Consider the following 23,515-nt stretch of genomic DNA (forward strand, 5'->3'; position numbering starts at 1 on the left):
ACCGACCTCGGCCGACCGCGGCCCCGAGATGTGGACGAACCACCGAGGCCGACGGAGCACCCCGCTCACACCGGGATGTGGACCGCTTCCCGCTCGCCGACGACCAACCGCCGGTGCCAGGCGATCGCCCCTTGGTCCGTCAGGCTCGCGACCTGGTCGACCACGGCGCGGAGTCGGCCGTCGTCGTCGGACGCCGCACGCCAGTCGGCGGCGAAGCCGGGCTCGAGGTCCGACGCACCCGACGCCGCCAGGGCGTCGAGCAGCTCCGTCAGGATCCGACGCTGGTCTTCGTACACGGGCTGCCGGTCGCCCTGCGTCATCACGAACGCCGCCACGATCCCCTTGAGGACCGCGATCTCGCCGATGATCTCCGGCGGCGTCACCACCGACGCCGCGAACCGCACCAGGGACCCGGAGGCGTAGGACTCACGGGTCGCGGCCGTTGCCGTCCGCGCGAAGCGGCCGATCAGCTGCGAGGTCAGGTTCTTCAGGTGCGCTGCGTCACGCCGGGACCCGTCGTACGAGGTCATCCAGAGCGGCAGGGCCCGGAGGCGGTCGAACGCCTCGAGCAGTTCCTCACGACTCAGGTCGTCGCCCACCCACGCGTGCATCGCGGTGACGATGTCGTTCTCGCCGACGCGGTCGCCGAGCGCCGCGACGTCGATGAACCCGGCGACGACGGCGTCCTCGAAGTCGTGCACCGAGTACGCGATGTCGTCGGACAGGTCCATGACCTGCGCCTCGATGCACCGCTGCCGCCGGGGCGCCCCGGCACGGAGCCACTCGAAGGCGTCGTGGTCGTCGTCGTAGAAGCCGAACTTGGTCCGACCCGATGACGACTCGGAGACGCCCTGCGCCGCGGGCCACGGGTACTTGCAGCTGGCGTCGAGTGACGCGCGCGTCAGGTTGAGCCCGAAGGGACGCTCGACGCCAGCGCCAGCGCCAGCCCCCGCGCCAGCGCCGGCAGCGACAGCGGCGCCCGACCCAGGCCGCACCCCGTACACCTTCGGCTCGAGCCGGGTGAGCAGCCGTAGCGTCTGCGCGTTGCCCTCGAACCCGCCGATGCCGGCGGCCCAGGTGTTGACGGCGGTCTCACCGTTGTGGCCGAAGGGCGGGTGGCCGATGTCGTGCGCCAGGCACGCGGTGTCCACCACGTCGGGGTCGAGGCCCAGCGAGTCCGCGAGCTCTCGACCGACCTGCGCCACCTCGAGCGAGTGGGTCAGGCGGTTGCGGGCGAAGTCGAGCCCGGTTGTCGGGCTGAGCACCTGGGTCTTCGCGGCGAGGCGACGGAGCGCGCTGGAGTGCAGCAGCCGTGCGCGGTCGCGGGCGAAGTCCGATCGGCGGTTGCCGTGCTCTTCGGGGAGCCAGCGCTCGGCGTCGGCCGGGCCGTACGAGGCGGTGGCGCTCATCCGCCGCTGTGGTGCAGCTCGGCGGCGGCGAGGACCTTGCGGAACTCGCTGTCGACGTCGCGGGACTCGAGCCAGCGGTCGGGCAGGGCGGTGCGCTTCGGGTTGCCGGAGCGACCACGGGGACCCTCGGCGCCCTCGCCGGGGTACGGTGCGTCGCGGTCGAGCTGCCCGAGCAGGTCGTCGATCTCCTGCAGGCTCGACGACAGCGCGAGACCGGACCGCACGTCGCTGCCGATCGGGTACCCCTTGAAGTACCAGGCCACGTGCTTGCGGGCGTCGCGACAGCCGTGGTCTTCGGACCCGAAGAACTCGACGAGCAGTTCGGCGTGCCGACGGAACCCGTCGGCGACCTCGCCCAGGGTCGGCATGTACCGCAGCCCTTCGCCGCGGAACGCCGCAGCCAGGTCGCCGAACAGCCACGGACGCCCGAGGCACCCGCGTCCGACGACGACGCCGTCGACGCCGGTCTCGTCGACCATGCGCAGGGCGTCGGCTGCCGACCAGATGTCCCCGTTGCCGAGGATCGGGATGTCGGTGACGGTCTCCTTCAGCGTCGCGATCGCCGACCAGTCGGCATGACCGGAGTAGTGCTCGTTCGCCGTGCGGGCGTGCAGCGACACCGCGGCGACGCCGGCGTCCCGCGCGATGCGGGCGGCGTCGAGGTAGGTCAGGTGGTCTTCGTCGATGCCCTTGCGCATCTTCACGGTGACCGGCACGTTCCCTGCGGCGCGGACGGTCTTCGTGACGAGTTCGCGGAACAGCTCGAGCTTCCAGGGCAGGGCCGCGCCGCCGCCCTTGCGGGTGACCTTGGGCACCGGGCAGCCGAAGTTCAGGTCGATGTGGTCGGCACGGTCCTCGCCCACCAGGATCGACGCGGCCTCGGCCACGGTGTTCGGCTCGACGCCGTACAGCTGGATCGACCGCGGGGTCTCGGACTCGTGGTGCTGGATGAGCTGCATCGACACGGGAGTGCGTTCGACCAGTGCGCGCGAGGTGATCATCTCGCAGACGTAGAGACCGGCGCCGTACTCGCGGCAGAGCCGGCGGTACGCCATGTTCGTGATGCCCGCCATGGGCGCGAGCACGACCGGCACGTCGACCTCGATCGGGCCGATGCGCAGAGGCCGTGCTGGGGCTTGTGTGATCGTCATACCTGGTCCATCCTCCCACGTCGGTGCTCGCCGGTAGCGTTCTCCACATGACGATCGACGCCAGCACCCGCTTCGACACCGACGCAGCGGCCCGCGGCCTGTCCGTCGAGGTCGTCGAACGCCCCGCCGCGGACTCCCTGCAGCAGGCCGCCGAACTGCTCGGCATCGACCCCGGCGACATCGTGAAGACGCTGGTCGTCAAGCGGCACGACGGCGGCTTCCTGCTCGCGCTCGTTCCGGGCGGCCGGAGCATCGCGTGGAAGAAGCTCCGCACCGTCGTCGGCGTGAACAAGCTCTCGATGCCCGACGCGGCGACCGCGCTCCAGGCGTCCGGCTACGAACGCGGCACGATCACGCCCATCGGAGCGACCGGCGACCTGCCCGTCTACGCCGACGAACGCATCGTCGGTCGACGGGTCGCCCTCGGCGCCGGTCGCCACGGCGCGAGTGCCTTCGTCGACGCCGACGACCTCGTCGCCGCGTACGGCGCGACGGTCGCCGACATCACCGACGAGGAACCGCAGCGCGCCTGATCGGTCCGGCGACCGACGGATCGCGCCCCCGCACAGCCGTTGCGCCCCGCAGAGTCGGGGCGCAACGACCGCACGGGGGCGCGGGACCAGCAGCGCGCGAGGCGCGACCGACGGAACCGTCAGTCCGGCACCTCGGTCCAGTCGCCCTCGGCACCGGCGAACGATCCGGCGTCGATCAGGCACGAATCACCGTCGCAGACCGGCGCACCGCCGGGCGTGACCAGCGTGAGCAGGCCGGGGCGCGCCTCCAGACCGGAGATCGCATCCGGGACCGACAGGGCGGACGGGAGGCCCGCCCCACCCCCGACGGTGACCGTCGCGCCCGTCATCGGGTCGCCGCCACGTCGGCGCTCGCGTCGTCCGCAGCGCGTTCGGTCGCCGAGGCGACCTCGTCCGGAGTCGTCCCGCGCAGCGCGACGACCTGCGTCAGCACCTGCTCGAACGCGGCCGGGTCCTGCGCCCCCGAGACGCCGTACTTGCCGTCGATGACGAAGAAGGGGACGCCGTTGATGCCGAAGGCCTGCGCCTGGGCCTGGTCGGCGCGGACGGCTGCGAGCTGGGAGTCGTCGCGGAGCGTGGCGAGGACCTCGTCGCGGTCGAGCCCGATCTCGGCGGCCAGGTCGGCCAGCGTCGCGTCGTCGCCGACGTGCTCGCCGCGCTCGAAGTAGGCGGTGAACAGGCGCTCGACCATGTCGAGCTGCTTGCCGTGCTGCTTGGCGAGGTGGATGACCTGGTGCGCCTTCACGGTGTTCGTGTGGTGCATGGCCTCGAAGTCGTAGTCCAGCCCGACCGAGGCCGCGATGCCGGTGACCTGGTCGAGCATCTGCTGCGCCAGCTCGACGGGCATGCCCTTGTGCTCCGACAGGAACTCGGCCTCGGTGCCCTCGAAGTCGACGGGGGTGTCCGGGCTGAGCTCGAAGGAGTGGTACTCGACCTCGACCGGGCGGCCGTCCGCCGAGGCGCCGAACGCGGCGACGCCGGCCTCGAACTTGCGCTTGCCGATGTAGCACCAGGGGCAGGCGATGTCCGACCAGACATCGACCTTCACGGAGTCGTTCATGCTGATCCCAACGCGGACGTTGCGCGCGCATTCCCGCCGCTGGCAGCAGAACACCGGTGTTCGCAGGTCGAACACCCGACTGCGGGTGTGCAACGCACGAACACCGGTGTTCTGCGGAGCCGAAACCCCTACGCGCCGAGCAGGCGCTGCGCCAGGTAGCCCTGCAGCTGGTCGAGGGCGACCCGCTCCTGCGCCATCGTGTCGCGCTCGCGCACCGTGACGGCCTTGTCCTCGAGCGTGTCGAAGTCGACCGTGATGCAGAACGGCGTGCCGATCTCGTCGTGGCGACGGTAGCGACGGCCGATCGCCCCGGCGTCGTCGAAGTCCACGTTCCAGTTCTTGCGCAGGTCGTCGGCCAGGCCGCGGGCGACCGGCGAGAGCTGCTCGTTGCGCGACAGCGGCAGCACCGCGGCCTTGACGGGCGCCAGGCGCGGGTCGAGTCGCAGCACGGTGCGCTTGTCGACGCCGCCCTTCGCGTTCGGTGCTTCGTCCTCGTGGTACGAGTCGAGCAGGAACGCCATGAGCGCACGGGTCAGGCCGAAGGACGGCTCGATGACGTACGGCACGTACTTCTCGTTCGCCGCCTGGTCGAAGAAGCGCAGGTCCTGGCCGGACGACTCGATGTGGTTGTTGAGGTCGAAGTCGGTGCGGTTCGCGACGCCCATGAGCTCGCCCCACTCCGATCCGGTGAACCCGAAGCGGTACTCGATGTCGGCGGTGGCGTCGGAGTAGTGCGCCCGCTCGCCGTCCGGCACGTCGAAGCGGCGGAGGTTCTCCGGGTCGATGCCGAGCTCGGTGTAGAACGCGATCGAGTCGGCGATCCACTGCTCGTAGTGCTCCCCAGCCTCGGCCGGCGGCACGAAGTACTCGATCTCCATCTGCTCGAACTCGCGGGTGCGGAAGATGAAGTTGCCGGGCGTGATCTCGTTGCGGAACGCCTTGCCGACCTGGCCGATGCCGAACGGGGGCTTCATCCGGCTGGTCGTCACGACCTGCGCGAAGTCGACGAAGATGCCCTGGGCGGTCTCGGGGCGCAGGAAGTTCAGGCCCTCTTCGGACTCGACCGGGCCGAGGTACGTCTTGAGCATCCCGGAGAACTCGCGGGGCTCGGTCCACTCGCCGCGGGTGCCGCAGTTCGGGCAGGCGATCTCGGCCATGCGGCCCTCGGGGTCGCGGCCCTTCTTGGCGACGAACGCCTCGATCAGGTGGTCCTCGCGGAACCGGTGGTGGCAGTGCAGGCACTCCACGAGCGGGTCGGTGAAGGTCGCGACGTGGCCGGAGGCCTCCCACACCTTGCGGGGCAGGATGACGGCGGAGTCGAGGCCGACCATGTCGCCACGGCCGCGGACGAACCGCTGCCACCACTGACGCTTGATGTTCTCCTTGAGCTCCACACCGAGGGGCCCGTAGTCCCACGCGGAGCGGGAGCCTCCGTAGATCTCACCCGACTGGAAGACGAAGCCGCGGCGCTTGGCCAGGGCGATGACGCTGTCGAGACGGGTGGGCTGTGCCAAAGAGTGCTCCAGAGGTCGCCGAGCTGGGTGCTCGGTGCGGAAACGGTCCGGGCAAGACTACCGGCGATCGTCGGCCGGGAGGCCCGCCCCGCGTCCGCCCGTCACGCTCACCTCGCCGACGTGGTCGCCCCCACCCCGCGCAGTGCGGCCGCCACGTCGGTCACGTCGGACTCGTCGTTCCACAGGTGGAACGCGATCCGGAGTCGCCCGGCACGCCCCGACGCGGTGAGCCCGGCGGCGGTGAGGGCCCGGAGGGCCGACCCATCGGCGTCCGCGAACGTCACGATCGCCTGCCCGTCGCCCTGCCGAGGCGACCCGAGGGCGTCGCACAGCCGGTCTGCGAGACCGGTGGCGTGCCTCCAGACCGCCTGCTGGTCGAGCGCGACCGCGTGTTCGAGCGCGGCCACGGCACCGGGCCACGCCTGCCAGGCCGGCGAGACGTCGAAGCGACGGGCGTCGTCGGCCAGGCGCATGTCGGGGCCGTAGCAGGACGACCAGACGTCCGCGCCGGCGTACCAGCCGGCCTGGACCGGGCGGAGCCGACCGAGGGCGGTGTCGGAGAGTGTCATGAAGGCGACGCCGCGCGGTGCGCAGAGCCACTTGTAGCCGTGCGTGAGCGTCACGTCGAACAGTGCCGCGTCGACGGGCAGGACGCCGGCTGCTTGCGTGAGGTCGCAGAGAGTGAGGGCACCGACCCGCCGGGCCGCGGCGACGACCGGGTGAGGATCCGTGACGGCGCCGGTGGCGGACTGCACCGCGGACCACGCGACGAGGGCGGTGTCGGGCCCGACGGACGCGGCGAGCCGGTCGAGCGGGACGTGCCGGACGCGGACGCCTCGGTGCGCCTGGGCGAGGAACGGGAAGACGACCGAGCTGAAGTCGCCGTCGGGGACGACCACCTCAGCACCGTCCGGCAGGGCGTCGGCGACGACCGCGGCCATCACCGAGGTCTGCGAGCCGGTTGCCACGTGGGACACCGGCACCCCGACGAGGGCGGCGAACAGCGCGCGGCCCTCCTCGACCAACGCCCCGTAGTGGGCCGGCGAGGTCTCGGCGCGGGACCACGCGTCGAGGTCGGCCCGCTGGGCGGCGAGCGTGGCCCGGGTCGGCAGACCGGCGGTGCACGCCGCGAGGTAGCCACGACCGGCGGGGAAGGAGTCCATGCGGACAGCGTCCCGGCTCGTGCTCCATCACACCAGGCCGGGTTCGTTGTGCAGCCGATAACATCGCGTGATGGACGACATCGATCCCCAGCTGCTCCGGGTCCTCCGCGCCGTGGCCGACGGTGGGTCGATCACCCGCGCCGCCGCAGCGCTCGGGTCGAGCCAACCCGCGGTCAGCCAGTTGCTCGCCCGGGCCGAACGGCGGCTCGGGCACACCCTGGTGCTGCGGTCCGGGCAGGACGGTCGCGGCGGGCGCGGTGCCACCCTGACGGACGCCGGTCGGGTGCTCGCGGACCACGCCCTGCACGTGCAGGCCGCGCTGACCGCCGCGCGCGAGGACCTCGACGCCGTCGGGGGCCTGACCCGCGGCCGAGTGCGCCTCGCCGGGTTCCCGAGCGCGTCCTCGGCCCTCGTGCCAGCCGTGCTCGCTCGGCTGGCGTCGACGGCTCCGGGGGTGACGACCTCGTACGTCGAGGTCGAACCGCCCGAGGCGCTCGACCTGCTGCGGAGCGGGGAGGTCGACGTCGCCCTGACCTTCACCTACGTCGGCGACGAGGTCGGGTCTGCCCCGGACCCCGGGCTCGTCACGCGGGCACTCGGGCGGGATCCGCTCGCCCTGGTGACGCCGTCCGGAGGCTCGGGCACCGCGGACGCCGGTGTCGTGGACCTTGCGTCGCACCGCGACGCCCGCTGGATCGGCGGCTGCCCACGGTGCCGCGGCCACCTGCTCGCCTCGTGTGCGACCGCCGGGTTCACCCCGGACATCGTGCTCGAGACCGACAACGCGGCAGCGGTGGTGGGGCTCGTCGCCGCCGGACTCGGCGTGGCGCTGCTCCCCCGGTTGGCGCTCGCGACGACGGTGATCCCCGCCGAGGTCCGGGTCGACCCCGTGGACGACGACCTGGCCCGACGGGTCGAGGTCGTCGTCGCCCGAGGGGCCGAGCGCGTCCCGAGCGTCCGTGCGGCCCTGGACGCGGTGCGGTCGGCGGCGCACCTGCTCGACGGGCCGCTGCCCGGCTGACGGGTGCGTCAGGCGGTCGGGGCGTCGACCGCACCGCCGTAGCGACGGTCGCGGCGTGCGTACTCCTCGATCGCGCCCCACAGGTCGGTGCGCCGGAAGTCCGGCCACAGGCGGTCCAGGAACACCATCTCGGCGTACGCCGACTGCCACAGCAGGAAGTTGCTCGTGCGCTGCTCCCCCGAACTGCGCAGGAACAGGTCGACGTCGGGCATCTCGGGCACGTAGAGCCGCTTCGCCAGGGCCTTCTCGGTGACCTGGCTCGGCTTGAGGCGTCCGGCGGCGACCTCTTCGGCCATCCCCCGCACGGCGTCGACGATCTCGTTCCGGCCGCCGTAGTTGACGCACATCGTCAGGGTCAGCACGTCGTTGCCCGCGGTCATCTGCTCGGCACGGTCGAGTTCGTCGATGACGCTCCGCCACAGCCGCGGACGCCGTCCGGCCCACCGCACCTTGACGCCCCACTCGTTCAGTTGGTCGCGCCGACGACGGATCACGTCACGGTTGAAGCCCATCAGGAACCGGACCTCTTCCGGCGAACGCTTCCAGTTCTCGGTGGAGAACGCGTACGCCGAAATGTGTTTGACGCCGATCTGGATCCCGCCGGCGACGACGTCGAGCAGCGAGGCCTCGCCCGCCTTGTGTCCCTCGATCCGGGTGAGCCCGCGGCCGTTGGCCCACCGACCGTTGCCGTCCATCACGATCGCGACGTGGTCCGGCACGAACCGGGCCGGGATCGCCGGAGGCGTCTCACCGGTCCAGTCGATCGGGCGGAACGGCTCGGCGTCGTCGGGGCGGCGGGGGCTCATGCGGTGGGGGTTCCTTCCACGGTGCGGGTTCCTTCCACGGCGGGATCGGGCTCGGGGACGGCGGGTGCGGGGGTCGAGGCCACCGCGCGTGCTGTCGCCTCGGGTCCATCATGGGTCAGCGGCACGGGCAGCGGGTGCTCCGAGCGGTCGACGTGCGGCAGGGACCGGAGCGATCGTTCCAGGTGCCACTGGGCGTAGGCCGCGACCACGCCGGAGGCCCGCGACCGCGTCCGTTCGTCGGTGGCGTCGACGCTCGCCCAGTCGCCGGCGAGCAGCGAGCCGAGCACGCCGAGGGTCGCCGGGTCGAGCCGCGGCGTGCCGGGAGGCGCAGCCCGGTCGGCGACGACCCCGCCGAGCTGCACCACGAACGCGGAGTGCGGCCCGGGCTCCCCCGTGACCGCGCAGTCGCTGAACGACGGCGCCCACCCCGCGATGCTCATCGCGCGGAGCAGGTAGGAGTCGAGCGTGGCGCTGGAGTGGTGCTCACCGCGCGACAGCGACCGCAGCGCGCCGACGAGCAACAGGTACTGCTGCAGCCCGGCGTCGGCCTCGCTCAGGCGGTCGGCGGTCTCGACCATCGCGCTGGCCGCCGTGTACGCGCCGTAGTCGGCGACGATCTGCGCCCCGTAGGCCCCGAGCGACTCGGCCTGCGTGACGATGTCGAGCGACCGGCCCTCGTAGAACTGGGCGTCGACGACCATGAACGGCTCGAGCCGGCTGCCGAACTTCGACGCCGTCCGCCGCACGCCCTTGGCCACCGCACGGATCTTGCCGTGCTGCCGGCTGAGCATGGTGACGATGCGGTCGGCTTCCCCGAGCTTGTGGGTGCGCAACACGACGCACTCGTCCCGGTACAGCGGCATGCCCCCAGTATCCCCTGCCCCGCCGACACCGCGTGCGGCGCGCAGCGCGCGCGCGGGGGCGTACTTGGCGGAATCGGGCGTACCTGGTCGAAAGAAACGACCAGGTACGCCCGATTCGACTTGCCATCGCGCGTGACGGGGGAAGGACCGGGCACAGACGGGAGGCTCCCCACCGGGCACGGCCGGTCCGCCGCTGGCGCGTCGGCCCGGAACCGGCCGGCGTGGGCCCAGGTGAAGGACGGACCCGCACCGCGCCTCCCGGTCTGGCCGCGTCTCAGGCGGAGACGAGCTCCGGCGAGTCGGCGCCGGCAGCAGCACCGGCGCGCACCGCGCGGTTCACCGCGGACACGATCGCCTTGAGCGAGGCCGTCGAGATGTCGGCGTCGATGCCGACGCCCCACAGGCGCACGCCGTCGACGTCGAGCTCGACGTACGACGCCGCCTTGGCGTCACCGGAGGCGCTCATCGTGTGCTCCGAGTAGTCGTACAGCGTGACCTGGACGCCCTGCTCGGCGAGGACCTTGAGGAACGCGTCGATCGGACCTGTGCCCACGGCGTCGGCGGTGACGGAGCCCTCGTCGACGCGGAGTGCGACCGACAGCGAGGTCGTGCCGTCGAAGTCGCTCGAGGTCGCCGTCTTGGTGAGTTCGTACCGGCCCCACTTGTCGTCGTCGGTCGAGGCGGGCAGGTACTCGTCCTGGAACACGTCCCAGATGCGCTGCGACGAGAACTCGCCGCCCTCGGTGTCGGTGTGCCGCTGCACGACGCCGGAGAACTCGATCTGCAGCTTGCGGGGCAGGTCGAGGGCGTGGTCGGTCTTGAGCAGGTACGCGACGCCGCCCTTGCCGGACTGCGAGTTGACGCGGATGACGGCCTCGTACGACCGGCCGATGTCCTTCGGGTCGACGGGCAGGTACGGCACCGCCCACTCGATCTCGTCGATGTCCTTGCCCGCGGCCGCGGCCTTGGCCTTCATCGCCTCGAAGCCCTTGTTGATGGCGTCCTGGTGCGAACCGCTGAACGCCGTGTAGACGAGGTCGCCCGCCCACGGCTGACGCTCCGGCACCGGCAGCTGGTTGCAGTACTCGACGGTGCGCTTCACCTGGTCGATGTCCGCGAACGAGATCTCCGGGTCGATGCCCTGCGTGAACAGGTTCATGCCCAGCGCGACGAGGTCGACGTTGCCGGTGCGCTCACCGTTGCCGAACAGGCAGCCCTCGATGCGGTCCGCGCCGGCCATGTAGCCCAGCTCGGCGGCGGCGACGGCGGTGCCACGGTCGTTGTGCGGGTGCAGCGAGAGGATGACGTCCTGGCGGTGCGCGAGGTTGCGCGACATCCACTCGATCGAGTCGGCGTAGACGTTCGGCGTCGCCATCTCGACGGTGGCCGGCAGGTTGATGATGACCTTGCGGTCGGGGGTGGGCTCGAAGACCTCGAGCACGGCGTTGCAGATCTGCAGCGCGACCTCGAGCTCGGTGCCCGTGTAGGACTCCGGCGAGTACTCGTAGTAGACCGTCGTGTCGTGCTGCAGCGTCGCCTCGGCCGCCTTGCACAGCTTCGCGCCGGCCACCGCGATGTCGACGACACCCTGGACGTCGGTGCGGAAGACGACCTCGCGCTGCACGATCGACGTCGAGTTGTACAGGTGGACGATGGCCTGCTTCGCGCCGTCGATCGCCTCGTACGTGCGCTGGATGAGGTGCTCGCGCGCCTGGGTCAGCACCTGGATGGTGACGTCGTCGGGGATCGCGCCCTCGTCGATCAGGCTGCGGACGAAGTCGAAGTCGGTCTGCGAGGCGCTCGGGAACCCGACCTCGATCTCCTTGTAGCCCATGCCGACGAGCAGGTCGAACATGGCGCGCTTGCGCTCGGCGTCCATCGGGTCGATGAGGGCCTGGTTGCCGTCGCGCAGGTCGACCGCACACCAGCGCGGGGCCCGCTCGATGCGCTTCGTCGGCCAGGTGCGGTCGGGCAGGTCGACCGAGATCTGTTCGTGGAAGGGGACGTACTTGTGGATCGGCATCCCGGAGGGCTGCTGCGTGTTCTGCATCGTTCGTCGCTTTCGTCGCGTGTTCGTGTGCTCTGGTGAGTGCGGCCACGACGGACTCCGCGACGAGGTGGGCCGGTGTGTCAGGCCTCGTCGCGGCAGCGAAGGAGGAGGAGTGCCGAGTACATCGAGTCCACGGTAGCACCGGCGGGCTGCTGTGTGACAAGCGCGTGACGCGGGGGCGGCCAGGCACGGTCCGAGCCGGACACCGGACGGGGGGCGAGCGGTCACGACATGCCGCGGGTCGGCCGCCGAGCGGTCACGTTCTGTCACCTGAGCCGCGTCAAGGCGACAGTTCGTGACCATTCAACGGACGTGAGCGGCGTGGCACTGCGGTGCGGCACACGTCCACGCGACCACGCGGCGGACGGGAGGCACGGTGCAAGCTGGCACCGTGCCTCCCGTCCGCCGCGTGGTGCGACCAGGGCGCCGCGTCAGTCGACCGCGAGCGCCTCGGTCGGGGGCACGCGCATCGCGCGCCGCACCGGCGCGATCGTCGCGACGACCGCCAGCACGAGCGCCCCGACGACGACGATCCCGATGGTGAGCGGCGGCAGCACGGGCGTGACCGGGTGCCCGAGCGACCCGAGCAGCGTCTGCCCGCCGACCCAGCCGTAGAAGGTGCCGAGCACGAGCCCCGAGACGACGGCCGCGACGACCATCTGCACGGCCTCGGTCACGATCATCCGGCGGACCTGCGCCCCGGTGAGACCGAGCACCCGCAGCAGCCCGAGCTCGCGTCGGCGCTGCAGGACCCCGAGTGCCAGCGCGTTGACGACCCCGACGGCGGCGATCACGGCCGAGAACCCGACGATGACGCTGACGACGGCGTTCAGCTGGACGAAGAAGTCGCGCTGCGCCTGCACCATCTCGGTCGTCGTCTGGCCCTGTCCCATCTGCTCGAGCTGGGCCTCGAGCACGTGCTGCATGATCCCCAGTGCGACGGCGAAGGTGACGAGCAGGGTGACGCCGATGACGAGCCCGATCGTCGCCCGCGAGGACCGACCCGGCGCACGCATGGCGTTGCGGCCGGCGAGCAGGACGACGGGGTCGTGCGAGCCGATCCGACCGATGAGCTGCAGCACCGGCGGCATCACGATGGTCGCTCCGACGGCGACGCCGGCGAACGACACGAACCCGCCGAGGGCAGCCGGCAGCACCGCGATCGGCGAGCTCGCGCTGACCGCGAGCCCGATGAGCATGAGCGCCGCGCCGCCGGCCATGAGCACGATGGCCCAGACCTTGCGGGCGGTGCCCGAGCGGACGTCGTCGTGGCTCGGTTCGACGCTCGAGGAGAGCGCCTCGAGCGGGGTGACGGTCAGCACCCGGCGGGAACCCGCTGCGAACGCTCCCCAGGTCGCCAGGACCACAGCCACGACCGGGAGCACGAGTTCCCACGGCAGGAGCGTGTAGTCGATGTCGGGCAGGAACCCGTTGCCGCGCAGGACGATCACGAACACCGCGGACAGCCCGGTACCCACGACGGCGCCGATCAGTCCGCCGAGCACCCCGACGACCAGTCCGGTCCGGGTGATCCGGGCCCGGAGCGTCGCGCCGGTGGCACCGACGAGCCGCTGCAACGCGATGATGCGGGTCTGCCCGGCGATGAGGGTCGCGCAGGTGTTGGCGGTGACGATCGCGCCGACGTACAGCGCGATGCCGAGGAACAGCCACCCGACGACGGACAGGATCGCCCTGACCGGCCCGAGGTCGGCGAGCCCGGCGGCGCCGAGCGCCTCGGTCACGATGCCCGGGGCGATGACGAGTGCCGAGCCGAACGTGGTGCCGAGCGCCGCCACCAGCACGGTGGGGGCGAAGGAGCGGACGCCGTTCACGCTGCCGCCTCCATCCCCAGCATCGTGGTGGAGATCGCGCCGGCGTCCATCGCCGGGCGGTCGGCGACGACCCGGCCGTCGGCGAGGAACAGGATCCGGTCGGCGTTGGCGGCGGCGACGGGGTCGTGCGTCACCATGACGACGCTCTGGCCCCACTCCTGCACGGCCCCGCGCAGTATCGCGAGCACGTCACGGCCGGTGCGCGAGTCCAGGGCACCCGTCGGCTCGTCGGCGACGACGACTGCCGGCCGCGAGGCGAGTGCCCGGGCGATGGCGACGCGCTGCTGCTGCCCACCCGACAGCTGGTGCGGGCGGTGCGAGAGCCGGTTGCCGAGTCCGAGCTGGTCGACCAGGCGGTCGATCCACGCGCTCTCGTCCTTCGACGGCTTGTGCCCGCCGAGCAGGAACGGCAGCCGGATGTTCTCGCTGACGTCGAGCGTCGGCACCAGGTTGAACGACTGGAACACGAACCCGAGCCGGCGGCGACGGAGCTCGGTCAGGTCTTTGTCACCGAGCCCCGTGATGTCGACCCCGTCGATCTCGATGCGGCCCGCGGACACCGCGTCGAGGCCCGCGGCGACGTGCATGAGCGTCGACTTGCCGGACCCGGACGGCCCCATCACGGCAGTGAACTCCCCCGCGCCGATGTCGACGCTGACGTCGTCGAGCGCGGTCACCCGGCGCGCGGCGTCGCCGTAGTGCTTGGACACGTGGTCGAGTCGGATGATCGGAGCGTGGCTGGTGGTCATGCACCAACGATGGCGTCCGGGAGGCCCGCCCCGCGTCCGTCGGGCGGCTCCTGTGGATGAGCCGCTCGGCTCGACTTCCTGTGGACAGGTCATCCGATCGGATGACGTCCGTCAGTCGGCCTTGCTCACCAGCCCGTGCTCGTGCGCGAACACGACGAGGCGCACGCGGTCGCGGAGTCCGAGCTTCGTCAGGACCCGCGAGATGTGGGTCTTCACGGTCGCCTCGCTGACGTACTCGTGCTGCGCGATCTCGCTGTTGCTGAAGCCGCGGGCCGCCAGGTCGAAGATCTCGCGCTCGCGCGGGGTGAGGTCGTCGAACGTCGCCGGCACGGTGGCGGCCTGCTCGACGGAGTCGTCGTAGCGCCGCAGGAGTTCCCGCGTCGCCGAGGCCGCGAAGACCGCGGTGCCGGCGTGCACGGTCCGCACGGCGGCGAGCAGGAACTCGGGGTCGGCGTCCTTCAGCACGAAGCCGCTCGCCCCCGCCCGGATGGCCTTCGCCGCGGCCTCGTCGAAGTCGAACGTGGTCAGGACGAGCACCTTCGCGCCGTCGGTGCCGGCCTGCTCGACGATGTGCGCGGTCGCCGTGATGCCGTCCATCACGGGCATCCGGACGTCCATGAGCACGACGTCCGGACGGGTGCGCCGGACGAGTTCGACGCCCTCGGCACCGTCGCCCGCCTCGCCCACGAAGTGCAGGTCGGGTTGAGAGCCGATGAGCATCCGGATGCCGGTGCGGAAGAGTGCCTGGTCGTCGACGAGGGCGACGCGGATGCGGCCGTCGGCCGGCGGGGTGGTGGTCATCGGGCGGTGCGCTCCTGCTCTGTCGGACTGATGGTCGGGGCGGGGGCCGACTCGGCGGTCGGGCCCGCAGCCGGGCTCGCGGCCCGGCTCGCGGTCGGGGTGATGCGCCCGCGGGGCATCTGCCCGCTCGCGGGGACGGCGGGCATGCGGACGGCGACCTCGAAGTCGGGGCCACGGACCCCGGCGGTCATCGTGCCGCCGGTCATGGTGGCACGCTCGCGCATGCCGACCAGGCCGTGCCCGGTGCCGGGACCCCGGGTGCCGTCGTCGGCGCGGCGGTTCACCACCGCGATCTCGACGGTGTCCGGGCGGTAGGTCAGTGATGCGTGCACCGGCGTCCCGGGCTCACCGTGCTTGTAGGCGTTCGTCAGGCTCTCCTGCACGATCCGGTACACCGCGAGCTGCGTCGTGGTGGGGAGGCCGGTCGGGTCGCCCTCGCGCTCTACCCGGACGTCGAGGCCGACCTGGCGCATCTCGCCGACGAGCCGGTCGATGTCGTCGATCTCCGGCGTCGGGACGGTCCCCTGCTCGTGTCGGAGCGCGCCGAGGAGCTCGCGGACGTCGCCGAGGGCCCGGCGGGCGGTGGTCGAGATGGTGCCGAGGGCCTGGTCCGCGACGGCAGGGTCGGCCTTCAGTGCGTAGCGGGCTCCGTCCGCCTGGGCGATGACGACCGCGAGTGAGTGCGCGACGATGTCGTGCATGTCCCGGGCGATGCGCACGCGCTCCTGTTCGACCGCGACCGCTCGGTCGGCTCGGGCGGCGTCGCGCTCGGCGAGCAGCTGGGCCTCGCGGCTCATGCTCGCCGACCGGCGGGTACGGACCACGAGGCCCGCCAACCACGGCAGCAGCAACAGGAGCAGGACGACGGCGAAGTACGAGACCGTGACCTGCACCGACTCCTGGAACGGGGTCGACGCGGTCTCGATCGTCAACCGGTTCCGGTAGTCGTCGACACCGATGTAGAGCGCCGCGGTGACGGACCCGACGATCGCCGAGACGAGTCCTGCCAGCCGCACCCGCCGACTGCCGTAGGCGCTCGTCGTGTAGAGCACCGCGGCGATGAAGGCGTTCGACAGGTCGGGCATCTGGCCCGTGACCATCTCGAAGACCGCGAACACCCAGGCGACGGCCAGAGCGAGTCCGGGCGACAGCCGTCGAAGTGCGAGGGCAGCTGTCATGCCGACGACCGTGACGATCGCGAGCGGGGAGTCCATGCCCCGCGCCGAGGTGATCAGCACGAGCGAGCCGAGCACCACGGCGATGACGACGTCGGTGATGACCTGCGCGCGCAGCATGGGACGGAACACGCGTCCACGGTACGGCGCTCGGCTCACGGGCGCGTCCCTCGTGTGGATGACTCCTGGCGCCGGACGCTCAGAAGCCGAGGCGTCCGAGCTGCTTGGGGTCACGCTGCCACTCCTTGGCGACCTTCACACGGATGTTGAGGTACACGTGCCGACCGCCGAGCAGCGACTCGATCTCGACGCGAGCGCGGGAGCCGACGTCCTGCAGGCGCTCCCCCTTGTGGCCGATGACGATCGCCTTCTGGCTGTCGCGTTCGACGAACAGGTTCGCGAAGATGCGCAGGGGCCCGTCGGCGTCGTCGTCCTCGTCCGGCTCGACGATGTCCTCGATCACGACGGCGAGCGAGTGCGGCAGTTCGTCGCGGACGCCCTCGAGCGCGGCTTCGCGGATGAGTTCGCTGATGCGCTCCTCGTCGGTCTCCTCGGTCACGGCCGACGAGTCGTACAGCTGGGGCGACTCCGGCAGCAACGAGGTGATCTCGCCGAGGAGGTCCTCGAGCTGCAGGCCCTTCGTGCCCGACGTCGGGATGATCGAGTCCCAGTCGCGGAGCCGGGAGACGGCCAGCAGCTGCTCGCCGACCTTGTCCTTCGAGGTGCGGTCGATCTTGGTGACGATCGCGACCTTCTTGGCCCGCGGGTACTGGTCGAGGGTGTCGTTGATGAAGCGGTCGCCCGGGCCGATCGGCTCGTTGGCGGGGACGCAGAACCCGATGACGTCGACGTCACCGAGCGTGGACTGCACCAGGTCGTTGAGCCGCTCGCCGAGCAGGGTGCGGGGACGGTGCACACCCGGGGTGTCGACGATGATGACCTGGCCGTCGGGCCGGTGCACGATGCCGCGGATCGCGCGACGGGTGGTCTGCGGCTTCGACGAGGTGATCGCGACCTTCTGGCCCACCAGCGCGTTCGTCAGCGTGGACTTGCCCACGTTCGGACGCCCGACGAACGAGACGAAGCCCGCGCGGTAGGGCTTGCCCGAGGCGGTGGGGGTGGAGTCGGAGTCGGTCATGCGTGCGTGGTTCCCGTCGTGGTGGTGGCGTCGTCGAAGGCGTCCTCGACACCCGCGAGGGCGTGAGTGCGTTCGGCGAGCACGGTGATGAGGTGGCGGCGCTTGCCCTCGACCCGGTCGGCCGTCAGGACGACGCCGGACACCGTGACCGTGTCGCCGGACACCGCCAGGTGGCCGAGCTCCTTGGTGAGCAGACCGCCGGCGGTGTCGACGTCGTCGTCGTCGAGCTCGATGCCGAACAGGTCGCCGAGCTCGTCGACGGGCAGTCGGGCCGAGATGCGCCAGAGGCCGGGCTCGACCTCGACCCGGTCGACCACGGCGCGGTCGTACTCGTCGGAGATGTCCCCGACGAGCTCTTCGATGAGGTCCTCCATCGTGACGAGACCGGCGACGCCGCCGTACTCGTCGACGACCAGGACCAGGTGGTTCTTCGCGACCTGCATGTGCCGCAGGGTGTCGTCGGCGGCCTTCGACTCCGGCACGAACTCGGCCGGACGCAGCAGCCGGGTGACCCGCTCACTGCCGGACCCCGGTCGCTCGTACAGCGCCCGCGACACGTCACGCAGGTACAGGACGCCGAGGACGTCGTCGCTGTCCTTGCCGGTGACGGGCATGCGGGACACCCCGGCGGCGAGGAACTGCTCCATGCCCGCGGCGAGCGTGTCCGAGCCGTCGACCGTGAGCATGTCGGTGCGCGGCACCATCACCTCGCGCACGAGGGTGTCGCTGAACTCGAAGACCGAGTGGATGAGTTCGCGGTCCTCGTCCTCGAGCACGTTGCTCTCGGTGGCCTCGTCGACGAGGGACAGCAGTTGTTCTTCGCTCGACACCGTCGAGGCGCTGCGGCCGCGGCCCGGGGTCACGCGGTCACCGATCCGGACGAGCAGACCGGCGAGCGGACCGAGCACGATCCGGACGGCGCGGACCAGGCCGCCGGTGGACGCCAGCAGCCGTTCGGCGTGCGCCCGTCCGACGCTGCGCGGACTCGACCCGACGAGCACGAACGACACGGCCGTCATGATCGCGGCGGAGACGATGAGCGCCACCCACCAGCTGTCGAACGCCCGCACCAGGGCGATCGTGACGAGCACGGCCGCAGCGGTCTCGGCGAGCACGCGGAAGAAGTTCAGGGCGTTGACGTGCGCGCCGACGTCGTCCGCGATCGCCTCGAGCGCACGACGACGCTCGTTGCCGCGGGCGATCTCGTCGAGGTCGGCACGGGACACCACGGAGAGCGCGGCGTCGCTCGCGGCGAGGAGCCCGCCGAGCACGACGAGCCCGAGCGCGACCGCGAGCAGACCGACGACGACGAGCATCGGCTACCGACCCCGGCGCTGGGCCGCGAAGGCCGTCAGGATCTCGCCCTGCAGCCCGAACATCTCGGCCTTCTCGTCCGGCTCGGCGTGGTCGAACCCGAGCAGGTGCAGGATGCCGTGGCAGGTGAGCAGCAGCATCTCGTCGGTGCTGGAGTGCCCGGCGGTCTTCGCCTGTTCCTCGGCGACCTGCGGGCAGAGCACGATGTCGCCGAGCAGGCCGGCGGGCGTGGGGTCCTCTTCGGTGCCCGGTCGGAGCTCGTCCATCGGGAAGCTCAGGACGTCGGTGGGGCCGGGCTCGTCCATCCACCGCACGTGCAGCTGTTCCATCGCGCCCTCGTCGACCAGGACGATCGCGAGTTCGGCGTCCGCGTGCACGTGCATCGCGTCGAGGGCGAACGCGGCGAGGCGCTGGATGGCTGCCTCGTCCACCTCGACCCCGGACTCGTTGTTGAGCTCGATGCTCACCGGCTGCCTCCTCGGGCGTCGTTCTGGGGGTACGGGGGTCGCTGGCGGTCCTGCGGCGGCCGACCACGGCGCTCGGCACGGTTGGCGCCGTCGGGGTTGCCGACCGGCGCGGTGCCCCGGCCACCGGGACGGTGACCGGCCTGCTCGGCGAGGCGCTCCTCGTCGTAGACGGTGTAGGCGTCGACGATGCGACCGACGAGCGTGTGCCGCACGACGTCCTCGCTGCCGAGGCGGGCGAAGTGGATGTCCTCGACCGTCTCGAGGATCCGCGTCACGAGCCGGAGTCCGGACACGTTGCCCGGCAGGTCGACCTGGGTGATGTCACCCGTGACGACCATCTTCGAGCCGAACCCGAGACGCGTCAGGAACATCTTCATCTGCTCGGGCGTCGTGTTCTGCGCCTCGTCGAGGACGACGAACGAGTCGTTGAGCGTCCGGCCGCGCATGTACGCGAGCGGCGCGACCTCGACCGTGCCCGCAGCCAGCAGCTTCGGGACCAGCTCGGGGTCCATCATCTCGTTCAGGGCGTCGTACAGCGGCCGCAGGTACGGGTCGATCTTGTCGGTGAGCGTGCCCGGCAGGAACCCGAGCCGCTCGCCGGCCTCGACCGCGGGACGGGTCAGGATGATCCGGGTGACCTCGCGCCGCTGCAGGGCCTGCACGGCCTTCGCCATCGCCAGGTACGTCTTGCCGGTGCCGGCGGGGCCGATGCCGAACGTGATGGTGTGCTCGTCGATGGCGTCGACGTAGGCGCGCTGCCCGTCGGTCTTCGGCCGGACGGACTTCCCGCGGCTCGACACGATCGGCGTGCCGAAGGTGTCGGACGGCTTGCGGTCGTCGTCGAGGATCCGTGCCGACATCGGGATGTCCGACGGGCCGATGTCCTGCCCGCGCTTGACCATGCCGACGAGTTCGTCGACGAGCGCCTTCGCCCGCGCGACCTCGCGCTCGGGCCCGGTGAGCGTGACCTCGTTGCCGCGGACGACGACCTTGACGCCCGGGTACTGCCGTTCGACGGTCTTCAGCAGGCGGTCCTGGGGACCGAGGAGCTGGACCATGGCGATGCCGTCGACCTGGAGGGCGACGGAGACGACCTGGTCGTCGTCGGTGGTGGGCTGTGCTGGTTCGTTAGCCGGCAAGGGTGCCTTCCTGCAGTTCACCTGCGAGTACGTGCGCGTGCACGTGGAACACGGTCTGACCGGCGGCTTCGCCGGTGTTGAAGACGAGACGGAACTGGCCGCCGGCGCGCTCGTCGGCGATGCGCTGCGCGGTGGCGACCAGGTGGGCGAGGAGGTCGGGGTCACCGGCCGCGAGTTCGGCGACGTTCGCGTACTGCTCGGTCTTGGGGATGACCAGCACGTGGACGGGTGCCTTCGGGGCGATGTCCTCGATCGCGATCACGCGGTCGTCCTCGGCGACGACGGTCGCCGGGATCTCGCGCGCGATGATCTTGCTGAAGACGCTGGGCGTGCTGGTGCTCATGACTCCATCGTAGAACGCGGGACCGACCTCGGGCCTTCCCTCACCAGCGCCCGAGTCCGGCCTGCAGGATCGCGAGTGCCGCGGGACCGGCGGTCGACGTCCGAAGCACGCTGTCACCGAGCCGGACCCTGATCGCTCCCGCGGCTTCGAGCCGCTCGAGCTCGGAGCCGTCGATGCCGCCCTCCGGCCCCACCACGAGGGCGATCTCGTCGAGGTCCGCCGTCGGTTCCCAGGTCGCGAGCCGCAGGGTCGCGGTGGGGTCGAGCACGAGCACCGCAGCACCGGCACCGAGCGCGGGGACGAGCTGCGCCGTCGTGACGAGCGGCCCGACCTCGGGCACCCGCGAGCGGATCGCCTGCTTCGCGGCCTCGTGCGCGATGGCCGTCCACCGCGATCGACCCTTCTCGACCTTCGGGCCCTCCCACCGGGAGACACTGCGCGCGGCCGACCACGGCACGATCCGGTCGACGCCGATCTCCGTCGACGCCTGCACCGCCATCTCGTCGCGGCCGCCCTTGGCGAGGGCCTGCACGAGCGTCAGCGACGGGACCGGCAGCGGGTCGACGGACAGCGATTCCACGGACAGCACCAGCGAGTCGCGGTCGACGGATTCCACCGCACCGGACACGACGGTCCCCCGTCCGTCCGAGAGCCGCAGCGTCTCACCGACCCGCACGCGCGAGACGGTCACGGCGTGCCGCCCTTCTGCCCCGTCGAGCGTCACGGAGCCACCGACGGCGACCCCGTCGAGCGACTCCACGACGTAGAGCGATGCCATCAGAAGTTGAAGAAGCGGTCGCGGAGCTTGCCGAACATGCCCTGCTGGAACCGGGCGAGCTGCGGCGCCGACGCCTTGTGCGACTTCGCGAGCTGCTCGACGAGCTGGCGTTCCTTGTGCGAGAGCTTCGTCGGGGTGACGACCTGCACGCCGACCCGGAGGTCGCCGCGGCCGCTCCCGCGCAGCTTCGTGATTCCGCGGTCCTTGATCACCAGGACGTCCGCGCTCTGCACCCCGGGACGGATCTCGAGCTCGACGGGCCCGTCGAGTCCGTCGATCGTCGTGGTGGTGCCGAGCACGGCGTCGGTCATCGCGACCTCGAGGGTGGCGAGCAGGTCGTCACCGTCGCGGCTGAAGACGTCGTCGTGCCGCACCCGGATCTCCAGGTACAGGTCGCCGGAGGGGCCACCGGCGGGGCCGACCTCGCCCTGGCCGGGCATCTGCAGGCGCAGGCCCGAGTCGACGCCGGCGGGGACGTCGACCGGCACGGTGCGACGGGCGCGGACGCGACCCTGACCCTGGCAGGTCGGGCAGGGGCTCGGGATGACGGTGCCGTAGCCGCGGCAGGTGCCGCACGGGGCGCTCGTCACGACGTTGCCCAGCAGCGAGCGGACCTGGCGCTGGATGTTGCCGGAACCGCCGCAGATGTCGCAGGTGCGCGGGCTGGTGCCGGGTGCGCAGCACGACCCGTGACAGGTCTCGCACAGGACGGCGGTGTCGACCTCGACGTCCTTGTGGGTGCCGAAGACGACCTCGTCGAGGTCGACGTCGATGCGGAGCAGGGCGTCCTGCCCGCGCTCGGCACGGCTGCGGGGACCACTGCCCCGGCCGCCACCGCCACCGCCGCCGAAGAAGGCGTCGAAGATGTCGCTGAACCCGCCGGCGCCGCCACCGAAGGGGCTGTCGGCCTGGGGCCCGGCGTCGTACCGGCGCCGCTGCTCCGGGTCGCTCAGGACGTCGTACGCGTGCGTGACGTCCTTGAACCGCTCGGCTGCCTCTGGGGCAGGGTTCACGTCCGGGTGGAGCTCACGCGCCAGGCGGCGGTAGGCCTTCTTGATGTCGGCATCGGAGGCGTCTCGCTGGACGCCGAGGACGTCGTAGTGGTCTGCCACGTATCCCTCAGTCGGTTGTGTTCGGTCGGTCGGTCGGTGTTGCAGTCGATCAGTGTTCGCCCAGGAGCTTGGACAGGTACCGTGCGACGGCCCGGACGGCAGCCATGTTCGTGCCGTAGTCCATCCGGGTCGGTCCCAGGACACCCAGGCGTGCCACCTCGCCGCCACCGGCGAGGTACCCGCCGGCGACGATGCTCGTGGCGTCGAGCCCGTACTCGGCGTTCTCGACGCCGATGCTGGCCGCCACCGCGATGTCGTCCACCTGCATCTCCCCGAACAACCGGAGCAGGGTGACTTGTTCCTCGATCGCTTCGAGCACCGGGAAGAGGCCGCCGGAGAAGTCCTGCTCGCTCTTCGCCAGGTTGGCGGCGCCGGCCATCACCAGGCGGTCCTGACGGTTCGCCGCGACCTGCTCGATGAGGGTCGCCACGACGACCCCGCCGAGCGCCTGGGCGTCGGGCCGGAGCTGTTGCGGCACCGCACGGAGCGCGGTGGGCACGTCCTGCAGCAGGAGCCCCACGGCCGCGCCGTTCAGCACGGTACGGAGTTCGGTCAGCAGCGGCTCGTCGAGCGCGACGTCGGTCTCGACGACGCGTTGTTCGACCCGGGCGGTGTCGGTGATGAGCACGACCATGAGCCGCGCGTCGCCGAGGCGTACCAGCTCGACGTGCTGCACCCGGGCGCGCACCATCGAGGGGTACTGCACCAGGGCGACCTGGTTCGTGAGCTGGCTGAGCAGGCGCACGGTGCGGCCGAGGACCTCGTCGAGGTCGTTCGGGGCGCCGAGGAAGGTCTCGATGGCGTGCCGCTGGGCGCTCGTCAGCGGCCGGGCTGCGGCGAGGTGGTCGACGAACAGCCGGTAGCCCTTGTCGGTCGGCACCCGGCCGGACGAGGTGTGCGGCGCGACGATGAGCTGCTCGTCCTCGAGCAGGGCCATGTCGTTGCGGATCGTGGCGGCACTGACGCCGAAGGCGTGCCGCTCGACGATCGTCTTGGAGCCGACCGGTTCACGGGACGCCACGTAGTCGCGCACGATGGCCTTCAGGACCTCGAGGCTGCGTTCACTGACCACGAGCGCTCCTTCCTGGTCGACCTGG

General features: G+C 71.5%; 23 protein-coding genes. 2 read left to right on the plus strand and 21 right to left on the minus strand.

Translation table 11 applies throughout. The annotated features are described in order from the left end of the window. Window positions 1–65: 65 nt before the first annotated feature. Together EDF28_RS10695 and dusB are read right to left on the minus strand one after the other, a co-directional pair. Window positions 66–1,409: a deoxyguanosinetriphosphate triphosphohydrolase gene (locus EDF28_RS10695; RefSeq protein ID WP_123938264.1), complete on the minus strand. Its 1,344-nt coding sequence runs from the start codon at window positions 1,407–1,409 to the stop codon at window positions 66–68. Next, a complete protein-coding gene (gene dusB / locus EDF28_RS10700) occupies window positions 1,406–2,560 on the minus strand; it encodes a tRNA dihydrouridine synthase DusB (RefSeq protein ID WP_123292566.1) in 1,155 nt (384 codons plus the stop codon). The genes EDF28_RS10695 and dusB overlap by 4 nt, the downstream gene beginning before the upstream one ends. A gap of 47 nt (window positions 2,561–2,607) precedes the next feature. Between dusB and EDF28_RS10705 the strand changes: the two genes are divergently transcribed. Continuing rightward, entirely contained in the window at window positions 2,608–3,093 is a 486-nt protein-coding gene (locus tag EDF28_RS10705) for an aminoacyl-tRNA deacylase (RefSeq protein ID WP_123938265.1), read from the plus strand. Between the two features lie 119 nt (window positions 3,094–3,212). Here EDF28_RS10705 and EDF28_RS10710 read toward each other — a convergent pair whose 3' ends face one another. The 4 genes from EDF28_RS10710 to EDF28_RS10725 all read right to left on the minus strand — a co-directional run bounded on the left by EDF28_RS10710 (window position 3,213) and on the right by EDF28_RS10725 (window position 6,830). Further along, window positions 3,213–3,422 (minus strand): hypothetical protein, encoded by a 210-nt coding sequence (locus EDF28_RS10710; RefSeq protein ID WP_123938266.1) that lies wholly within the window; start codon window positions 3,420–3,422, stop codon window positions 3,213–3,215. Beyond that, complete coding sequence (locus EDF28_RS10715) at window positions 3,419–4,153, minus strand: DsbA family protein (protein WP_123938267.1); 735 nt, start codon at window positions 4,151–4,153, stop codon at window positions 3,419–3,421. The genes EDF28_RS10710 and EDF28_RS10715 overlap by 4 nt, the downstream gene beginning before the upstream one ends. A 128-nt stretch (window positions 4,154–4,281) precedes the next feature. Then, on the minus strand, window positions 4,282–5,667 hold the full coding sequence (locus EDF28_RS10720) for a glycine--tRNA ligase (protein ID WP_123938268.1): 1,386 nt from the start codon (window positions 5,665–5,667) through the stop codon (window positions 4,282–4,284). A gap of 107 nt (window positions 5,668–5,774) precedes the next feature. After that, window positions 5,775–6,830 (minus strand): aminotransferase class V-fold PLP-dependent enzyme, encoded by a 1,056-nt coding sequence (locus EDF28_RS10725; protein ID WP_123938269.1) that lies wholly within the window; start codon window positions 6,828–6,830, stop codon window positions 5,775–5,777. A 70-nt stretch (window positions 6,831–6,900) separates the two neighbouring features. Here EDF28_RS10725 and EDF28_RS10730 point away from each other — a divergent pair, with 70 nt between their 5' ends. Next, window positions 6,901–7,851 (plus strand): LysR family transcriptional regulator, encoded by a 951-nt coding sequence (locus EDF28_RS10730; protein WP_123938270.1) that lies wholly within the window; start codon window positions 6,901–6,903, stop codon window positions 7,849–7,851. Window positions 7,852–7,859: 8 nt separating this feature from the next. Here EDF28_RS10730 and EDF28_RS10735 read toward each other — a convergent pair whose 3' ends face one another. The 15 genes from EDF28_RS10735 to hrcA all read right to left on the minus strand — a co-directional run bounded on the left by EDF28_RS10735 (window position 7,860) and on the right by hrcA (window position 23,490). Continuing rightward, window positions 7,860–8,657: an isoprenyl transferase gene (locus tag EDF28_RS10735; protein ID WP_123292559.1), complete on the minus strand. Its 798-nt coding sequence runs from the start codon at window positions 8,655–8,657 to the stop codon at window positions 7,860–7,862. Then, window positions 8,654–9,520 (minus strand): DNA repair protein RecO, encoded by an 867-nt coding sequence (recO, locus tag EDF28_RS10740; RefSeq protein ID WP_123938271.1) that lies wholly within the window; start codon window positions 9,518–9,520, stop codon window positions 8,654–8,656. The genes EDF28_RS10735 and recO overlap by 4 nt, the downstream gene beginning before the upstream one ends. 274 nt (window positions 9,521–9,794) lie before the next feature. Further along, complete coding sequence (gene leuA / locus EDF28_RS10745) at window positions 9,795–11,570, minus strand: 2-isopropylmalate synthase (RefSeq protein ID WP_123938272.1); 1,776 nt, start codon at window positions 11,568–11,570, stop codon at window positions 9,795–9,797. Window positions 11,571–12,001: 431 nt separating this feature from the next. After that, on the minus strand, window positions 12,002–13,402 hold the full coding sequence (locus EDF28_RS10750; RefSeq protein WP_123938273.1) for an ABC transporter permease: 1,401 nt from the start codon (window positions 13,400–13,402) through the stop codon (window positions 12,002–12,004). Next, window positions 13,399–14,151: an ABC transporter ATP-binding protein gene (locus EDF28_RS10755; protein WP_111085736.1), complete on the minus strand. Its 753-nt coding sequence runs from the start codon at window positions 14,149–14,151 to the stop codon at window positions 13,399–13,401. Before EDF28_RS10755 ends, EDF28_RS10750 begins: the two co-directional genes overlap by 4 nt. A 111-nt stretch (window positions 14,152–14,262) precedes the next feature. After that, the gene (locus tag EDF28_RS10760; RefSeq protein ID WP_111085737.1) at window positions 14,263–14,952 is read right to left on the minus strand and encodes a response regulator transcription factor; all 690 of its coding nucleotides are present in this window, start codon (window positions 14,950–14,952) and stop codon (window positions 14,263–14,265) included. Continuing rightward, window positions 14,949–16,259 (minus strand): sensor histidine kinase, encoded by a 1,311-nt coding sequence (locus EDF28_RS10765; RefSeq protein WP_260154869.1) that lies wholly within the window; start codon window positions 16,257–16,259, stop codon window positions 14,949–14,951. The genes EDF28_RS10760 and EDF28_RS10765 overlap by 4 nt, the downstream gene beginning before the upstream one ends. A 67-nt stretch (window positions 16,260–16,326) precedes the next feature. Beyond that, a complete protein-coding gene (era, locus tag EDF28_RS10770; RefSeq protein ID WP_123938274.1) occupies window positions 16,327–17,265 on the minus strand; it encodes a GTPase Era in 939 nt (312 codons plus the stop codon). Next, window positions 17,262–18,581, minus strand: a complete 1,320-nt coding sequence (locus EDF28_RS10775) for a hemolysin family protein (protein WP_123292553.1) — start codon at window positions 18,579–18,581, stop codon at window positions 17,262–17,264. The genes era and EDF28_RS10775 overlap by 4 nt, the downstream gene beginning before the upstream one ends. A 3-nt stretch (window positions 18,582–18,584) precedes the next feature. After that, a complete protein-coding gene (gene ybeY / locus EDF28_RS10780; RefSeq protein WP_111085740.1) occupies window positions 18,585–19,046 on the minus strand; it encodes an rRNA maturation RNase YbeY in 462 nt (153 codons plus the stop codon). Then, a complete protein-coding gene (locus EDF28_RS10785; protein ID WP_123938275.1) occupies window positions 19,043–20,185 on the minus strand; it encodes a PhoH family protein in 1,143 nt (380 codons plus the stop codon). The genes ybeY and EDF28_RS10785 overlap by 4 nt, the downstream gene beginning before the upstream one ends. Continuing rightward, complete coding sequence (locus tag EDF28_RS10790; RefSeq protein ID WP_123292550.1) at window positions 20,175–20,528, minus strand: histidine triad nucleotide-binding protein; 354 nt, start codon at window positions 20,526–20,528, stop codon at window positions 20,175–20,177. The genes EDF28_RS10785 and EDF28_RS10790 overlap by 11 nt, the downstream gene beginning before the upstream one ends. A 40-nt stretch (window positions 20,529–20,568) precedes the next feature. Next, complete coding sequence (locus EDF28_RS10795) at window positions 20,569–21,306, minus strand: 16S rRNA (uracil(1498)-N(3))-methyltransferase (RefSeq protein ID WP_123938276.1); 738 nt, start codon at window positions 21,304–21,306, stop codon at window positions 20,569–20,571. Beyond that, window positions 21,306–22,418 (minus strand): molecular chaperone DnaJ, encoded by a 1,113-nt coding sequence (gene dnaJ, locus EDF28_RS10800; RefSeq protein ID WP_111085744.1) that lies wholly within the window; start codon window positions 22,416–22,418, stop codon window positions 21,306–21,308. Before dnaJ ends, EDF28_RS10795 begins: the two co-directional genes overlap by 1 nt. A 49-nt stretch (window positions 22,419–22,467) precedes the next feature. Beyond that, window positions 22,468–23,490 (minus strand): heat-inducible transcriptional repressor HrcA, encoded by a 1,023-nt coding sequence (hrcA, locus tag EDF28_RS10805; protein ID WP_123340397.1) that lies wholly within the window; start codon window positions 23,488–23,490, stop codon window positions 22,468–22,470. Between the last annotated feature and the right edge of the window lie 25 nt (window positions 23,491–23,515).

It is taken from the genome of Curtobacterium sp. PhB137 (assembly GCF_003814955.1).
GTDB lineage: Bacteria > Actinomycetota > Actinomycetes > Actinomycetales > Microbacteriaceae > Curtobacterium.

Excerpts from the sequence above, each read along its gene's own strand:
- EDF28_RS10695 (WP_123938264.1), bottom strand. The coding sequence starts at position 1,409 with ATGAGCGCCACCGCCTCGTACGGCCCGGCCGACGCCGAGCGCTGGCTC.
- dusB (WP_123292566.1), bottom strand. The coding sequence starts at position 2,560 with ATGACGATCACACAAGCCCCAGCACGGCCTCTGCGCATCGGCCCGATC.
- EDF28_RS10705 (WP_123938265.1), top strand. The coding sequence starts at position 2,608 with ATGACGATCGACGCCAGCACCCGCTTCGACACCGACGCAGCGGCCCGC.
- EDF28_RS10710 (WP_123938266.1), bottom strand. The coding sequence starts at position 3,422 with ATGACGGGCGCGACGGTCACCGTCGGGGGTGGGGCGGGCCTCCCGTCC.
- EDF28_RS10715 (WP_123938267.1), bottom strand. The coding sequence starts at position 4,153 with ATGAACGACTCCGTGAAGGTCGATGTCTGGTCGGACATCGCCTGCCCC.
- EDF28_RS10725 (WP_123938269.1), bottom strand. The coding sequence starts at position 6,830 with ATGGACTCCTTCCCCGCCGGTCGTGGCTACCTCGCGGCGTGCACCGCC.
- EDF28_RS10730 (WP_123938270.1), top strand. The coding sequence starts at position 6,901 with ATGGACGACATCGATCCCCAGCTGCTCCGGGTCCTCCGCGCCGTGGCC.
- EDF28_RS10735 (WP_123292559.1), bottom strand. The coding sequence starts at position 8,657 with ATGAGCCCCCGCCGCCCCGACGACGCCGAGCCGTTCCGCCCGATCGAC.
- recO (WP_123938271.1), bottom strand. The coding sequence starts at position 9,520 with ATGCCGCTGTACCGGGACGAGTGCGTCGTGTTGCGCACCCACAAGCTC.
- leuA (WP_123938272.1), bottom strand. The coding sequence starts at position 11,570 with ATGCAGAACACGCAGCAGCCCTCCGGGATGCCGATCCACAAGTACGTC.
- EDF28_RS10755 (WP_111085736.1), bottom strand. The coding sequence starts at position 14,151 with ATGACCACCAGCCACGCTCCGATCATCCGACTCGACCACGTGTCCAAG.
- EDF28_RS10760 (WP_111085737.1), bottom strand. The coding sequence starts at position 14,952 with ATGACCACCACCCCGCCGGCCGACGGCCGCATCCGCGTCGCCCTCGTC.
- era (WP_123938274.1), bottom strand. The coding sequence starts at position 17,265 with ATGACCGACTCCGACTCCACCCCCACCGCCTCGGGCAAGCCCTACCGC.
- EDF28_RS10775 (WP_123292553.1), bottom strand. The coding sequence starts at position 18,581 with ATGCTCGTCGTCGTCGGTCTGCTCGCGGTCGCGCTCGGGCTCGTCGTG.
- EDF28_RS10790 (WP_123292550.1), bottom strand. The coding sequence starts at position 20,528 with ATGAGCACCAGCACGCCCAGCGTCTTCAGCAAGATCATCGCGCGCGAG.
- EDF28_RS10795 (WP_123938276.1), bottom strand. The coding sequence starts at position 21,306 with ATGGCATCGCTCTACGTCGTGGAGTCGCTCGACGGGGTCGCCGTCGGT.